Annotated in this window: 15 protein-coding genes; 7 read left to right on the forward strand and 8 right to left on the reverse strand. The window is 71.5% G+C overall.

What is annotated here, in order from left to right; translation table 11 throughout:
- Positions 1-338 precede the first annotated feature (338 nt).
- Entirely contained in the window at positions 339-1055 is a 717-nt protein-coding gene (locus ACFYVJ_RS10150; RefSeq protein ID WP_388888473.1) for a bifunctional DNA primase/polymerase, read from the forward strand.
- A 332-nt stretch (positions 1056-1387) separates the two neighbouring features.
- Here ACFYVJ_RS10150 and ACFYVJ_RS10155 read toward each other — a convergent pair whose 3' ends face one another.
- The 3 genes from ACFYVJ_RS10155 to ACFYVJ_RS10165 form a co-directional block, all read right to left on the reverse strand.
- Positions 1388-2365: a DUF5926 family protein gene (locus tag ACFYVJ_RS10155; protein WP_388888476.1), complete on the reverse strand. Its 978-nt coding sequence runs from the start codon at positions 2363-2365 to the stop codon at positions 1388-1390.
- Between the two features lie 313 nt (positions 2366-2678).
- Positions 2679-3269 (reverse strand): ATP-binding protein, encoded by a 591-nt coding sequence (locus ACFYVJ_RS10160; RefSeq protein WP_388888478.1) that lies wholly within the window; start codon positions 3267-3269, stop codon positions 2679-2681.
- Positions 3270-3403: 134 nt separating this feature from the next.
- A complete protein-coding gene (locus tag ACFYVJ_RS10165; protein ID WP_388888480.1) occupies positions 3404-4348 on the reverse strand; it encodes a glycerophosphodiester phosphodiesterase family protein in 945 nt (314 codons plus the stop codon).
- Positions 4349-4544: 196 nt separating this feature from the next.
- On the opposite strand from ACFYVJ_RS10165, the gene ACFYVJ_RS10170 reads away from it, so the two are divergent.
- A complete protein-coding gene (locus tag ACFYVJ_RS10170) occupies positions 4545-6182 on the forward strand; it encodes a S1C family serine protease (RefSeq protein WP_388888482.1) in 1638 nt (545 codons plus the stop codon).
- A gap of 449 nt (positions 6183-6631) precedes the next feature.
- Here the strand turns inward: ACFYVJ_RS10170 and ACFYVJ_RS10175 are convergent, their stop codons facing one another.
- Positions 6632-6889 (reverse strand): hypothetical protein, encoded by a 258-nt coding sequence (locus tag ACFYVJ_RS10175; protein ID WP_101423540.1) that lies wholly within the window; start codon positions 6887-6889, stop codon positions 6632-6634.
- A 334-nt stretch (positions 6890-7223) separates the two neighbouring features.
- On the opposite strand from ACFYVJ_RS10175, the gene ACFYVJ_RS10180 reads away from it, so the two are divergent.
- A complete protein-coding gene (locus tag ACFYVJ_RS10180) occupies positions 7224-8204 on the forward strand; it encodes an aminoglycoside phosphotransferase family protein (protein ID WP_388888485.1) in 981 nt (326 codons plus the stop codon).
- Positions 8205-8228: 24 nt separating this feature from the next.
- Positions 8229-8684, forward strand: a complete 456-nt coding sequence (locus ACFYVJ_RS10185) for a GNAT family N-acetyltransferase (protein ID WP_388888487.1) — start codon at positions 8229-8231, stop codon at positions 8682-8684.
- A 6-nt stretch (positions 8685-8690) separates the two neighbouring features.
- Here ACFYVJ_RS10185 and ACFYVJ_RS10190 read toward each other — a convergent pair whose 3' ends face one another.
- Positions 8691-9167 carry an ArsI/CadI family heavy metal resistance metalloenzyme gene (locus ACFYVJ_RS10190; RefSeq protein WP_388888490.1) on the reverse strand — a complete coding sequence of 159 codons (477 nt, stop codon included), beginning with the start codon at positions 9165-9167 and terminating at the stop codon, positions 8691-8693.
- Positions 9168-9247: 80 nt separating this feature from the next.
- Here ACFYVJ_RS10190 and ACFYVJ_RS10195 point away from each other — a divergent pair, with 80 nt between their 5' ends.
- From ACFYVJ_RS10195 to ACFYVJ_RS10205, 3 genes are all read left to right on the forward strand, one after another.
- Complete coding sequence (locus ACFYVJ_RS10195) at positions 9248-9622, forward strand: ArsR/SmtB family transcription factor (RefSeq protein WP_388888494.1); 375 nt, start codon at positions 9248-9250, stop codon at positions 9620-9622.
- A 28-nt stretch (positions 9623-9650) separates the two neighbouring features.
- The gene (locus tag ACFYVJ_RS10200; RefSeq protein ID WP_388888497.1) at positions 9651-10091 is read left to right on the forward strand and encodes a phosphotyrosine protein phosphatase; all 441 of its coding nucleotides are present in this window, start codon (positions 9651-9653) and stop codon (positions 10089-10091) included.
- Between the two features lie 67 nt (positions 10092-10158).
- Positions 10159-10287: a hypothetical protein gene (locus tag ACFYVJ_RS10205; RefSeq protein ID WP_388888608.1), complete on the forward strand. Its 129-nt coding sequence runs from the start codon at positions 10159-10161 to the stop codon at positions 10285-10287.
- Between the two features lie 499 nt (positions 10288-10786).
- Here ACFYVJ_RS10205 and ACFYVJ_RS10210 read toward each other — a convergent pair whose 3' ends face one another.
- The 3 genes from ACFYVJ_RS10210 to ACFYVJ_RS10220 all read right to left on the reverse strand — a co-directional run bounded on the left by ACFYVJ_RS10210 (position 10787) and on the right by ACFYVJ_RS10220 (position 14419).
- On the reverse strand, positions 10787-12091 hold the full coding sequence (locus ACFYVJ_RS10210; RefSeq protein WP_388888500.1) for a restriction endonuclease: 1305 nt from the start codon (positions 12089-12091) through the stop codon (positions 10787-10789).
- A 142-nt stretch (positions 12092-12233) separates the two neighbouring features.
- Positions 12234-12866, reverse strand: a complete 633-nt coding sequence (locus ACFYVJ_RS10215) for an HNH endonuclease (RefSeq protein ID WP_388888503.1) — start codon at positions 12864-12866, stop codon at positions 12234-12236.
- A 395-nt stretch (positions 12867-13261) separates the two neighbouring features.
- The gene (locus tag ACFYVJ_RS10220; RefSeq protein WP_388888506.1) at positions 13262-14419 is read right to left on the reverse strand and encodes a DNA cytosine methyltransferase; all 1158 of its coding nucleotides are present in this window, start codon (positions 14417-14419) and stop codon (positions 13262-13264) included.
- Positions 14420-14476: the final 57 nt, after the last annotated feature.

The raw sequence follows: 14476 nt of genomic DNA on the forward strand, positions 1-14476 counted from the left end.
AGTGTTGTCGGCCCGGGCATGGTGGTGTCCGCGGGGCATCTGTGTTTGGCTGAAAACCGATGGGTGCTCTGTTCAACTGCGGTCGACTGGATTTCGACACGGAGGTCCCCACACAAGCCGGCAACGGCAGGAACCCGCCCAGGCGGCAGTGCGTCCTACTGAACAGAGCCCGGGCCCCGCCGACGCGTGGCGCGCCATCGCACGACCGACGCACGCACCGACGCACCGATGTAGCGCACCGATGCAGCACAGACACCGCACCGAGACCGCAGTGACTGTATGACCCTCGCAAGGTGAATCGGCCAGCAGACCCTGGTGCCACGGAAGGATGAGCGCTTATGCGCGAATATCCCGGAAAGCGGCGCAGGCGTAACGAGCAGCGGGCGCTGCCGGACGCGGCGCTGACGTTCGCTTCGCAGTGGCAGTGGCCCGTCGTACCCGGAGCGGGCCTGGAACCGCAGCGGCGCAGCCGCCGGGACCGGACGCAGGACAGGACACAGGAGACGACCGCGCAGCCGCGTGACCGCGGCTGCGCGTGCCCCTACGCGGAGTGCGCCGTACCCGGCGCACATCCCTACGACCCCGGCGTGCTCGCCGCCACGACGGATCCGCGCATGGTGCGCTGGTGGTGGGAGCGGCAGCCGGACGCGCCGGTGCTGCTCGCCACCGGCGGCCGCGCGCCGAGCGCGGTGAGCCTGCCCGCGGTGACCGCGGCGCGGGCGCTGGCGCGGCTTGACCGGCTCGGTGTGCGTACGGGCCCGGTGGTGGCCACGCCGGAGCGCTGGGCGCTGCTGGTGGCCGGCTACGGCTACGAGGAGCTGGGCGAGCTGCTAGGCGAGCACGGCTGGGTGCCGGCGGCGCTCGGCTTCCACGGCGAGGGCGGCTATCTGGCGCTGCCGCCGTCGCAGACGGGCGCGGGCCGGGTCCGCTGGGAGCGGGCGCCGCGGCCGGCGCCGGACGGCGGTGCGCCGTGGCTGCCGCCGGTGGCGTCGGTGGTCGACGTACTGGTGGCGGCGGTGGCCGCGGCTCCGGGCGGCGGCAGGTTCGTCGGCTGAACAGGCGCCGGGCCGCGGGGCCCGGCGGGGTGCACGAGTGGTGGAGCGGTGCGTACGGGCAGGCACGCCGCGAGGCGGTCCGTACGCACCGTCAGCCTGCCCCGCGCCGCCGAAATGGCGCTCTTCCCCCGCCTTCAGGGCTTCGCGGCACGGTGGGAAATGCCGGTGGGCCGTCCGGTGTCCGGGCATGTAAAGACCCGGCCGCTGGCGACGGGGGATGCACCAGCGACCGGGCTACAAGCGACGGTAACAACACTTTGGCGTTTCGCAAATTCGAACGTCGTAATTCCCGTCAAATGATGGACACGTCATACCGCACGGTATGCAGGTGATCAGCTCAGCGTCACCTGGCGGTTGGCGAGTCCGCCGCGGGCCTTGCGTTCCGTGGCCGTCAGGGGCTCGGTGGCGGCCAGCGCCTCCGCGAGCCGCTCGCCGAACTCGGCGGCGGGCTTCTCGCAGTCCTCCGCGGCCATCGACGACGGCAGGTCCCACACCGGCACCACGAGCCCGTGCGCGCGGAACGAGCCGACGAGGCGGGTGTCCTCCGCGAGCGGGGAGTGGCCGGCGGCGTGCAGCCGGGCGAGGGCGTCGAGGAGCTTCTCCTCGGGGTGGGGCATGACCCAGCGCAGGTGGTTCTTCTCCGGCGCCTCGCACCAGTACGCGGCCTCGACGCCGTCGAGGCGGGCGGTGGGGATGGCGGCGGCGTTGGCGCGCTCCAGGGAGGCGGCGACCTCGCCGGAGGCCGACGCGGCGTCGTCCAGCCAGAACTCGAACCCGTCGTGCACCACGGGCCGCAGGGCCGCGGAGGTGTCGAGGAGGTCCTGGAGCCGCGGGCCTTCGCCGGTGCCGGTGAGCGCGGCGGGTTCGACGGGGTTGCCGGGGGTGGCGGTCAGCGCGCGGGTGAGGACGTCGGCGAGGTCGCGGCTGATGTCGCCGGAGGCGGTGTCGTTCTGCAGCCCGAGGAGCACCGTGCCGTCGTCGCGGCGCAGCGCGGGCCAGGCCATGGGCAGCACGGTGGCGAGGGTGAGCGACGGCACGTCGTCGGGGAGGCCGGCGGCGAGGGTGAGTTCGGCGGTGCCGGCGGGGACGAGTTCGCGCAGCGCCACCCAGTCGCATTCGCCGGGCAGTCCCTCGAAGGGGCGGCGGACCAGCTCGGTGACGGCCTGCGCGGCGGCGCGGCCGTGGCATGCCTTGTACCGCCGGCCGGAGCCGCACGGGCAGGGCTCGCGGGCGCCGACGACGGGGATGTCGCCGTCGGGCACGGCGGCGGGCTGGGATGCCTTCGTACGGGGGCGGCGCTTCTTCGCCATGGCTGGAATGCTCCGTTCGGGGCGCGGACGGTGTCACGTACCGCCGGAGCCTAGTCCCAGCGCGGGGCCGCCGGGCGCACCGCCCGGGGACGGCCCGGGGAGCGGCGCGGGGGCCGGTGCGGCGTCGGCGCGGGATGCTGGGCGGGATCTGGGCGTGTCCGGGGCGGGATCGGGACGCGTCCGGCGCGGGATCCGGGCGGGTCCGGTGCGGGGCACGGGCGGGGTCCGGTGCGGGATCTTCGCGGGTCCGGCCCGGGTCCGGCCCGGGTCCGGCCCGGGTTCGGGGCAGGATCCGGGCGGGTCCTGCGCCCGGTCAGTGGCCGGGCAGGGAGGCCCAGACGGTGACCTCGCCGAGGGGGCCCGCGTCGTAGCGCACGCCCCAGTCGCAGGCCAGGGAGGAGATGATGGCCAGCCCGCGGCCGCCCTTGGCGGTGACCGAGGGTGTGGCGGGAAGTGGTCGGGTGGGTCCGCCACCGTCCGTGACGGCGACGGTGACGCGGCCGTCCGGATCGATGTGCCAGTCGGCCCGTACGCGCGTGTCCGCGGTACCGGGGCCGGGGGCGGCGGGCGGCTCCTCCGCGGCCTGGGCGGCGGCGGGCGCGGCGTCCGCGCCGGGCGCCGGGTCCTGGCCGCGCCCGGCGGCGGGGCGGGGGTCCGTCCGGCCGCGTACGAGCACTTCCGCGTCGGCGGTCGCCGCCTCCGTGGCCAGCGGTCTGGCGTGCCTGCACGCGTTGCTGAGCAGCTCGGACAGGACGAGCACGGCGTCGTCCACGGTCGTCTCCGCGGTGCCCCGGGCGCGCAGGTCCGCGCGCAGCCGGCGGCGTGCGAGCCCCACCCCGTCCGGGCCGTGGGGAACGGCCATGGACGAAGCCGGCGCCTGCTGTGCCACCACGAACATCACCACCCCCAGCGATCTCCTCGCCCCGCAACAGGGAGTCAATGCCCCCGCGGGGTGGATCGGAAACCGGCCAACCGGCGACCGTTGACGGACTCGTTACGTAACCGAACGCAGTGCGCGCGCCGCCGTACTACGCGTAGTCACTCATCGCCGGTCGGCGGTGTGTCGTAGCCGATGCGGTCCAGTTGCGCCCGGACCTGGCGGGGGCGGTTGGTGATGACGGCCTCGACGCCGAGGCGGGCGCACATGGCGACGTCGTCGGGTTCGTCGACGGTCCAGACGTGGACGCGGTGGCCGGCGCGGTGGAGGCGGGCGACGTAGCCGGGGTTGCCGCGGACGATGCGCACGCTCGGTCCCGCGATGGTGACGCCGCGGGGCAGCCGGCCGTCGCGGAAGCGGGGGAGGAGGAACTGCATGAGGAAGACGGTGGGGACGGCGGGCGCGGCGGCGTGGACGCGGTGCAGGGAGCGGGCGGAGAAGCTCATCACCCGGACGAGGGAGGGCTCGCCGCCGGCCTCGTGGCGGCCGGCCGCGGTGAGGGGCGCGGCGCCCTTGGCGGGCGGGGCCGCCGGGCCGGCGAGGCCGAAGCGGCGCAGCAGCTCGACCAGTTTCTCTTCCACCTGGCCGGCCCAGCGGGTGGGGTGCTTGGTCTCGATGGCGAGCTCCACCCGGCGGCCGGCGTCGGTCACCAGCTCCAGCAGGCGTTCCAGGGTGAGTACCGAGGTGCGTTCCCAGTCGGGCTCCTCCGGCGTCTCGCGCTGGCGCCGGCCGATCTCGTCGCGGCGGGCCTCGCGGGCCTTCCAGGAGCCGAAGTCGAGGGCGGCGAGGTCGGCGAGCTCCAAAGCGGAGACGGCGCCGCGCCCGTCGGAGGTACGGTTGACGCGCCTGTCGTGGACACAGACGAGATGGCCGTCGGCGGTGAGCCGCACGTCGCACTCCAGGGCGTCGGCGCCTTCCTCGATGGCCCTGCGGTACGCGGCGAGCGTGTGCTCCGGCGCCTCCTCGGACGCACCCCGGTGCGCGACGACGGCGGGCGGACCCGGCTCCGTACGCCCGTATGGCCGATCCGCTGGTGCTTGGCTCACCGGCTCATCGTGCCACCCGGCGCGCCGGGTGGCCCGGCCCTCGTCTGCCGCCCAGGGGATGCGCCGGGAATGTCCGAAGTAAAGGATGTCAGCCAAAGACTAGGTGCGGTTTACCGTCCGCTGACAAGCGGTGCGCGACCCTGGTTGGGCGGGTAGGCGCAACTGGCACCTGGCGTGAAACGTGAAGGAGAGAGCTGTGAGTACCGAGAACGACGGCGCGACGCCCCGGCGGCCGGATTTCCCGCCGCCGGACGCGGGAGCGAGGTCTCCGGTCGAGTCTCCTGAGCGCGCGAGCGGCGGAGCCGGCGGCGCCTGGCCGACGGGACCGGAGAGGCCGGGTGGTTCGGACGCTGCCGGCCCTCCGGGTGGCCCGGGTGCCGGGGGGCACGGTGGGGCGCGTACGGAGCAGTTCGCCGCGGTCGGCGCCGCGGGCGGTACGGGCTCCGGCGGCCACACCGGTCCTCCCGGAGGTCAGGCCGGGCCCAGCGGCGCCGCCGGTCCCCCCGGCGGCGCCGGCCCGCAGTGGCCCCCGCCCCCGCTGTCGGCGGACACCTCCCCGGCGGGCGCCGCACCGGCGGGCCCCGGCCCGGCGGCCTCGCCGCCCCCCATCCAGCCCGGCTGGGGCAGCGCCCCGCCGCCCGGCGGCACCGGCTGGGACCAGGCCCCCAGGCCCGCGGGGAACGGCGGCCGGCGCGTGGGCACGGTGGTCATGGCCACCCTCGTCGCCGCGCTGCTCGGCGGCGGCATCGGCGGCGGCATCGGGTACTGGGCGGCCGAGGGCGACGACTCCGGCAGCACGTCCACGACCGTGTCCGGCACGCAGGACGGCCAGAAGATCGAGAACCCGCCCGGCTCGGTCGCCGGCATCGCCGGCAACGCGCTGCCCAGCGTCGTGACCATCGAGGCCAGCGGCGGCGGCGGTGACGGCGCCTCCGGCGAGGAGGGCGCGGCCACCGGCACCGGCTTCGTCTACGACAAGCAGGGCCACATCCTCACGAACAACCACGTCGTGGCGGGCGCCGAGGGCAGCGGGTCACTGACGGCGACGTTCTCCAACGGCAAGACGTACGACGCCGAGGTCGTCGGCCAGGCCAGCGGCTACGACGTCGCGGTCATCAAGCTCACCGACGCCTCCGGCGCCAAGCTGACGCCGCTGCCGCTCGGCGACTCCGACAAGGTCGACGTCGGTGACCAGACCATCGCCATCGGCTCGCCGTTCGGCCTGTCGGGCACGGTCACCACCGGCATCGTGAGCGCCAAGAACCGCCCGGTGGCCTCCGGCGACGCGAGCGGCCAGCAGGAGTCGTACATGAACGCCCTGCAGACCGACGCCTCCATCAACCCCGGCAACTCCGGCGGCCCGCTGCTCGATCACGACGGCAACGTCATCGGCATCAACTCCGCGATCCGCCCGGCGGACAGCGGCAGCCCGTTCGGCGGCGGCCAGGGCGGCAGCATCGGCCTCGGCTTCGCGATCCCCATCAACCAGGCGGACCGGGTCGCGCAGAACCTCATCGAGACCGGCGAGCCGGTGTACGCGATCATCGGCGTCTCCGTCGACAACTCTTACCAGGGCAAGGGCGCGAAGGTCAGCGAGTCGGGCAGCGACTCGACGGGCGACCCGGTGACGCCGGGCGGGCCCGCGGCCGACGCGGGGCTGCAGCCGGGCGACGTGATCACGAAGCTGGACGACACGATCGTCGACAGCGGACCCACGCTCATCGCCCAACTGTGGGCGCACGAGCCGGGCGACAAGGTGGAGATCACCTACGAGCGCGGCGGCGACCAGAAGACGACGCAGCTCACCCTCGGCGAACGCGAGGGCGACGACTGACCCACCAGTGCCGCACCCCGGCGGCCGGTCACCCCCGAGCGGGTGCCCGGCCGCCGTTGCGTGTGCGGGGGGAGGGGCCGGGGGCTTCGGCGGTACGGGGCGGAGAGTTGCCGGGGCCGTGCGCGGGCTGCCGGGACGGGGCCGTCGGCGGTCACGGGCGACGGCGGGCGCGTGCGCGGTGCGTGGTACCTCGCCGTGCTTCGTGCCTGCGGTGCTTCGTGCCTGCGGTGCTTCGTGCCTGCGGTGCGGCGTACGCCGCAGCGTCGTAGCCGCAGGGCGTCGTGCCCGCGGGGTGGGGGTCCGGGCCGGGTGTTCGGGGCCGTCCCTCGTCGGCCCCGCCCCTCACCCGGCCCGGACCGGCTCGGCCCGGGGCCCGTCACTGCCCCGGCCTGAACCTCCCCGCACCGGCCCGGCCGCTCACCGGCCCGGCCGGCCGCCGGACTCGCCGGTCAGCCCTTGCGGGCGGCGGCCTCGGCGCGCACCTCCGCCCACGCGGCCTCCTTCAGCGCCATCCGGGCCGCCGGCAGCCGGCCGCCCGTCGTCTGCCAGTACGGATGCGTGGACACCCGCACCGACAGCCGCAGCAATCGCCGCCGCAGGACCGCCGTTTCGCTGGCGCTGTGCCGGGGCTCTTCGGCAAGCCTGCGGTACACCGCGTACCAGTCGCGCTGGGTCTGGACGAGGTCTTCGGGGAAGGTGTGGGTCACGCAGTTATTCTGACACGTGTTCGATTTTCGAGTCACGCGTATTCACCGGATCCCCTCCCGCCACCGCCGCCCGCCGCCCCGCCGCGATCGCCGGCATCTCCGTCGCCGACGCGCTGACCTGCCCGTACTCCCCTGTCATCGGAACCCCCGCCCGCCGCCCGGGACATGAACCCGCGCCACGCCCGGCGCGCCGCTCCGTCCGGCCGCGGGACGGCCCGCCGGCGGGCGCGCGGCGCGGGCGCGGCCGGCGGCGGGGCGCGGCAGAAAACCGTTCGACAGCGCGGGCGTCCGGGGGATGGGATGAGGCGGACCGCAGGCCGGGAGGAGAGTTCGTTTGCCGTCCGAGACCACCGCCGGCGCCACCGCAGCCACCGGAGCCGTCACAGGCGCCGTCGCCGGCGGAGCAGCCGCAGCCGCGGACAGCGCCGACGGCACCCCCGCCGTCGACGAGGCGCTGGCCGGGCGCCTGTTGGCGGCGCAGTTCCCGCGCTGGGCGCATCTACCGCTGCGCCCCCTGCACCCCGGCGGCTCGGACCACGTGATCTTCCGGCTCGGCGACGCCATGTCCGTACGCCTCCCGCGCGGCGACTGGGCCGCGGGCCAGGCCGAGAAGGAACTCCTCTGGCTGCCCCGCCTCGCCCCGCACCTGCCGCTGGCCGTGCCCGCGCCGCTGGAGGTCGGCGAGCCGGCGTTCGGCTACCCGTGGCACTGGTCGGTGTCCCGCTGGCTCGACGGCCGGACGGCGACCCCCGACGGCCTGGCGGACCCGGTGGAGGCGGCGGCGGACGTGGCGGCGTTCCTGGGCGCGTTGCAGGGCCTTGCGCTGCCTTCCGACGCGTCGTACGGGCTGCTCTCCCCCGCGGTGCCGCTGCGGGACCGCGACCGTACGACGAGGGCGGCGATCGCGGCGGTGGGCGCGGCCGGGGCGTTCGACGCCCGCGCGCTGACGGCGGTGTGGGAGGCGGCCGTCGAGGCGGGGGACCGGGACGGGCCGCCGGTGTGGTTCCACGGCGACATGCACAACGGCAACCTCCTGACCCGCGCGGGCCAGTTGAGCGCCGTCCTCGACTTCGGCGGCCTGGGCGTCGGCGACCCGGCCTGCGACCTGGTCATCGCCTGGACCCTGTTCGACGCCGGCCCGCGCGCGGCGTTCCGCGAGGCGCTGGGCGCGGACGACGCGGCGTGGGCACGGGGGCGGGGGTGGGCGCTGACGACGGCGCTCAGCGCGTACACCGCGTACGCGGCGACGAACCCGCTCGTCGCCCGGAACACGACCCGCCAGATCACCGAGGCCCTGGCGGACACCACGCCGTGACCGCGGCTGCGAGGAGCGACACGCATGGGCACTGACGGGACGCACATCGAGCCGGCGGGCGTGGCGGACTTCCACCGGGTGCTCGCAGAACACCCCCGCTACTGGGGCGAGCGCGACATGCGCGCGCTGCATCTGCTGGCGATGGTGCAGGAGTTCGGCGACACCTGCCTGGTCGCCCGCGCCGCGGACGGCATCCGCGGCTACGTCTTCGGCTTCGTCACCCCGTCCCGTACGGGATACGTCCACCTGATCGCCACCCGCGACGACGCCCGCGGCACGGGACTGGGGCGGCGGCTGTACGGCGCGTTCGCGGCGGCGGCGGCGCGGCAGGGGGCGGAGCGGCTGAAGGCGATCACGTCGGTGGCCAACACGGGATCGCAGGCGTTCCACCGCGGGCTGGGCTTCTCGGCGCGGGTGGCGGAGGACTACGACGGGGAGGGGCGGGCGATGGTGGTGTTCACCCGGGACCTGCCGCTGTAGCGGGTCTCAACTCCCGCAGCAGGAGCCGGCGCCGCGGGAGCCGGTGTCGGGGCCGGCATCGCAGCCGGAATCGGGGCCGACGCCGGAGCCGGAGCCGGCGTCCTTGGCGAGCCGTTCGGCGTCGCCCTTGACGACGTACACCTCCCAGGGCTCACGGCCGGGCCCGTGCACCCAGACCTTGTCCTGGAGGGCGTAGCAGCAGGAGGTGTCGCTCTCCTCGAACGCGGCCAGGCCCGCGTCCCGTAGCCGGGAGGTCGCGGCGGTGACCTGCCCGGCGGTCTCGACCTCGATGCCGAGATGGTCGAGCCGGGTGTCCTCGCCGGGCTCGCCTTCGATGAGGACGAGCTTGAGCGGGGGCTCGGCGATGGCGAAGTTGGCGTAGCCGGGGCGGCGCTTGGCGGGTTCGGTGCCGAAGAGCCTGGCGTAGAAGGCGACGGAGCCGTCGAGGTCGGCGACGCGGAGGGCGAGCTGGGCGCGGGGCATGGGTGCCTCCCGTGGTGAGCTGTATCGATATCTGTCGATGTAGTATTGCCAGGTGATTCGAAGAGTGTCAACATAGAGAAATGTCGAAACAAGAGCTGGTGCTGCTCGACGGGAACACCGGCACCTGCTGCCCGGAGCTGACGGCCGCGCCGCTCTCCGAAGAGAAGGCCACCAACCTGGCGAAGGCGTTCAAGGCGCTGGGGGACCCGGTGCGGCTGCGGCTGCTGTCGATGATCGCGAGCGAGGAGGGCGGCGAGGTCTGCGTCTGCAACCTGACGCCGGCCTTCGACCTCTCCCAGCCGACGATCTCCCACCACCTCAAGCTGCTACGGGAAGCGGGGCTGATCGCCGGCGAACGCCGCGGGACGTGGGTGTACTACCGCCTTATCCCCGAAACGACGGACCGCCTCGCCGCCCTCCTGGCCCGCCCCGCGCCCGACTCCCCCACCATCTGAGCCCCCTGAACCCCCGGAGCCCGCGCCGATGACCTCCCCCACGTACCCCACGGTCCTCTTCGTCTGCGTCCACAACGCCGGCCGCTCCCAGATGGCCGCCGCCTACCTCACCCACCACACCGCCCACCGCATCGCAGCCCACTCCGCCGGCTCCGCCCCGGCGGCCGCGGTCAATCCGGCGGCGGTGGCGGCGATGGCCGAGGTCGGCATCGACCTCTCCACGGCCACCCCGAAGCGCCTCACACCGGAGGCGGTCCAGGCGGCGGACGTGGTCATCACCATGGGCTGCGGCGACGCCTGCCCGGTCCTCCCGGGCACGCGCTACGTCGACTGGCAACTCCCGGACCCGGCGGGGCAGGACGTGGCGGGGGTGCGGCCCATCCGCGACGAGATCGAGAAGCGCGTGCGGGCACTGATCGCCGAACTGACCGCGGAGAGCGGGCCGGCAGGGGCGTCACGAGCCGGTTGAACCGGCCCACGCCAGGTTCCTCGGGGACTCGTGCCGGCACTGCGACTACTGCGTACGCGGCGAGCAGATCCCCTGCCCCGCGAAGCGGATCACGGGCATCGTCATGGACGGCGGCTACACCGAGTACGCCGTCCTCAAGGCCGACGTCGTCACGCCGCTCCCCGAGGGGCCGGACCCGGTGGGGCGGCGCCGCTGATGTGCGCGGGGCTGATGGCGCCCTGCTGCGCGGCGTCGGGTGCGCGGTCGCCCGTGCCACGACGGTGCCGCTTCTGACCTGCGGGGATGGGGGTTCTCGGCGGAGAGTGTGGGATTCGAACCCACGGTGACGCAGGACGCCACGCCGGTTTTCAAGACCGCCAGGGTTCACGTACTGCGATGCTTGCTGACCTGCGTCTACGGGTCTCGTTATCACCCCTCCTGAGCCATCTTGGCCAGAGGATGGCCGCAGGCTTTCAGTACGAGCACTCCGGAAGACCACCCTGCGGGTGCGAGAGGGCTGGACATCGCGGCACGCACGCTTTCCAACTGTCCGTATGGCCGTCCGGGGGCGTCCGTGGAGGTTCAAGAGGCCAGGTCAGACGGGGCGCGCGTACGACGGTGAACGACATCGTCCCGCAGCGGACTGGACAAGGACCAAGACAACGACGACCGTGCTCGATACTTCGTGGGCACCATGTTCCCTGAGAGAGGGCATGCTATTGGAGAAGGATCTCCTCGGGACGTCGGTTGGTGACCGCGGTCTCTTTGCTGTCCACGATGTGCTTGACGCAGGCCAAGAGGTCCCCACCGTGGTTGTCGCGGGCTGTGGCACGGACTTCTCGGGCGAGACCCATGCCGTTGACGAGGACGATCGGGTACTGGTCCTCGACCATCTCCGTCTGTGCTGGCTCCGAGTAGGCTCCGGTCGTCACGTAGATGCCGATCCAACCCCGGCGCAGCCGTGCCACCACTCGGGCGATCTGCTCGGCGGTGATAAGGGTGCCAGGTTTGACGCACTTGGCTTGCCCCAGTACCACGAGGCCAGTCCCTGCTAGACCACCGCCGAGGTCGAGGCGCCCGACGAAGTCTGCGCCTCCGTCTCCTGAGCGCCGCGTCAACCACCCCTCCACATACCGCTGATGACCTCGGCCCAGTACCTTTGCAGCAACGGCTGCGGCCAACGCCTCGAAGTCGTGCTTGCGCCCGTCGAAGTGCCGGTAGATCAGGTCGAGGTCTGTGGCTGCACTGCTACCCGCCTGGGGGCGTTGGTCGCGCACCTTCACTACGCGGGCGCGAGCCACACGCCGGCGCAGTCTGGGTAGCACCGAGCTTCCATGCTTGACCCACTCCCGCCACGCCCGAGGTGCGAGCTCGAGGGTTTGACGATGAGTGAGGTCCAGGTCCCTGCGGGCGTGGATCCAGTCCCAGGTCACTGCGTCGTCCTCGGCAGTCAAGTCGATGAGTGCGAGGTCGTAGACGTAGTTGACGAACGTCGTGTGGTCGCGACCTCCCCACTGGACCAATCGTTCGGCTCGTTCAATAATGCCTATTCCACAGAACTCCACGTGGCCCTTGGGTTGCCCATTGCGCGAGACAGCGCGGAAGAGAAGCAGCGGAGCTGCCGTAGCGCGTTCCTCTGGCGTCGGTCCCTGATGGGTTGTAAAGGCGTCGAGCAAGGCCGCGTTGCCGGTGGTGGTACCGGGAGTGACGCTCAATCCTGCCTTGTGGTCGCCAAAGTAGCGGACGTGTCCGTTGTCCATGTCGAACACGTCGTGCCAGGGTGTCTGCTCCGTGCCCGCTTTCCAAGGGCTTGATCGGATCAGGATCGCTGGTCTACGTACCCCGCCACCCGGAACCTTGACCCTGGCCATGCCGTTGATGCCAGCCTCCAGGAGTGCACGTTTCAGACCCTCGGAATGAGTCACGTGGTGGAAGTTGGGGTAACCATCGAGTGTCGGCGGCTTGGGGTCTTTGCTGCTCGAGTAGCGGTATACCTGACCAACTTTCAACCTTCCGCCCATGACTGTACCCCTCGGTATGAGAACGGACGACGACGCGAAGTCGACCTTACAGGCGCATACTGACACTCACACAGAGGGCCAGCCCGAACTGCGCTCTGCGCCCTTCTCGATCCGTTCGGACGAAGTTGCCATCTCTAGGTATCTATTCTTCCGAGAGGTCGATCTCTTGATCCGGGTTGAGCAATTCGTCTCGCGGTGACTCGCCCATTAGTGCATGGCGGCCTGCGTGGCAGTTTGAGCAAAGCGTGACGAGATTCTGTGGGTCATTGTTGCCGCCTTGATGCACTGGCAATTTGTGGTGGACTTGAAGCGCGATGCCCTGCGCAGGAGTGGCGCCGCAGTCCTGACATGTTCTGTCGTCCCTGTCGAGGATCTGGTAGCGGAGCTTGATTGCTTCGCGTACGCGCGGTGGACGCTTGTCCAGGGTGGGGAGCCGGTATGAGCCGGCAGGAAGAGACGGATCGTCGACGTTCGAGACGATCTGCCAGCCTTCTTCCTCCAACTCGCGCATCCGGCGAGGCCACTCCTGAATCTTGGCAACGTACGCCAACTGCTCCTTGTCAGCCGGACGAGGAGAGATTGCTTTGAGATAGTGGAGCAGACGATCCTTCCCTGACGTACTTCCGCCCCCTAGCTTCTTGAGGTTCCGGGTGTCCTTGGCGAGACGCCAACGTTCGGCCAAGTCGGTGTCAGGCTCAGCGGCGGCTAGTCGGTAGTGGTCGTGGGGCAAGTCGTCACAGTTGACAGCGGACTCGATCGGCCAGCCGTGCTCCACCCGGAGCTCACGGACCCGTCTCGGCCACTCTGCGATCCCAGAGACGCCAGCGAGTGCATCGGCAGGTACGGATGTGCCGACGTGGTTTTGCAGGTACTGCAAGATGGCGTCCCGAGCGGATGTAAGACCGAAGGCCCTGTTCACCCCAGAAGTGGCACGCCGAACCTCCCCAGACAACAGGCCCAGTTGTGCTGCGGCATCCAACCACGCATCTTGAGTCAGAGAATCCGCCGGAACCTGGTTAACGGCCTCCAAGTACTCCCCGACGGTGTTCCTAAATATCGACAGAGCCTCTGTAGGTGGCTCGTTGGCGCCTGTGGCTGCCGTCACTATCCCTCCCTGAGGCACGGCTCGTTCGCGTGATTAATTCTGCGGATGGTTTCGCGCACCCGAGCCTAGCTGTTCAGATAGAACAGTTCCTCGGTGGCCGACAAATTTGCGTGCCTTTCTGATCCCCAGGTTTCGAGCCTTTTTAGGATGGCTTCCGATGGGGGTTCCCAACCGAAGGCTGCACTGAGGATGTGCATGGCCAGGCGAGGGGGGACGGCGTTCCCGATTTGCTGCCCGACATCGCGGCCTGACCACGGATAGTCCCAGGGGAAGGTCTGCAGCCGACCTGCCTCCGAAAAAGAGAAGCGCTCAAGTTCGATGCCATCCAAGGAAACGACCCGGTTGCGAGAGATTTTCCCGGTGACCGTGGCTGATGGCTCCGAAGATGTGCGACGGCCCCGTGCCTTGGGGTTGCCACCGGTGCCGTAGTTGGAGATGACCACGAACTCCGACCCTCGGTGAAGCACATCGGCCATGGTCGTCCAAGGGGACAAGTCAGGGTCGCCGGCTTGGCGCGCAACTCCCTTCCTGTAGGTTCGGTGCGTTGGGGCTGGAAGGTTCACGGGGGCACTTCCCATGCGTGCGATGAGAACGGCCCTTTTGCGGGTCTGTGGGACTCCGTACGCCTCCGTGCGCAGGAGTCCACAGTCCACGGAGTAACCCTCACTCTCCAGTGCCACGGCATAGGCTTCCCAGACGGGTAGCACTTCCGGAACCTGCTCAAGGACGATCGCGCGGTACGGGCGGCCGTGGTCATCGATCGCTTCGAGTGCCCACCGCAGTGGCTCCAACACCAACCCGGTCCGCTCGTCCTCGATATCCGCGAGATCATCCCTGATCTGCTCGCGATCTTCCCGGGCGACCATGCGCTTGGCGAACTCCAGGACGTCGTCCAGGGCCTTGCGCCCCGCTCCCGCGCCAGCGACGGTGAACGTCTGGCACGGTGGGCCACCGGCCAGCACGTCAGCGTCGGGGAAGTGCGCTGGCCCGTACTGCCGGACGTCATCCTCCTTGGTCACCAGGCGAGCGGCACGACGTGTGGCACAGGCCGCCGGGTCCCACTCCAGTCCCACCGTAGGGACTCCGAGCTTCTCGGCTGCGACGTCAAGTCCGCCCGGGCCGGCGAACAGATCCACAATCTGGACGGGATGCACTCGATCTCCAGGTCGCGTCAATGTGAGGTTGCCGCTGTCACAGGCGGCCAGGGGCTTCTTGCCTGGCACCGCTCCACAGTGGTCCCACAGGCTATCGCGTGCCTCGGACAATCAACGGGCACGTCG

This window comes from Streptomyces sp. NPDC004134 (assembly GCF_042874195.1).
GTDB lineage: Bacteria > Actinomycetota > Actinomycetes > Streptomycetales > Streptomycetaceae > Streptomyces.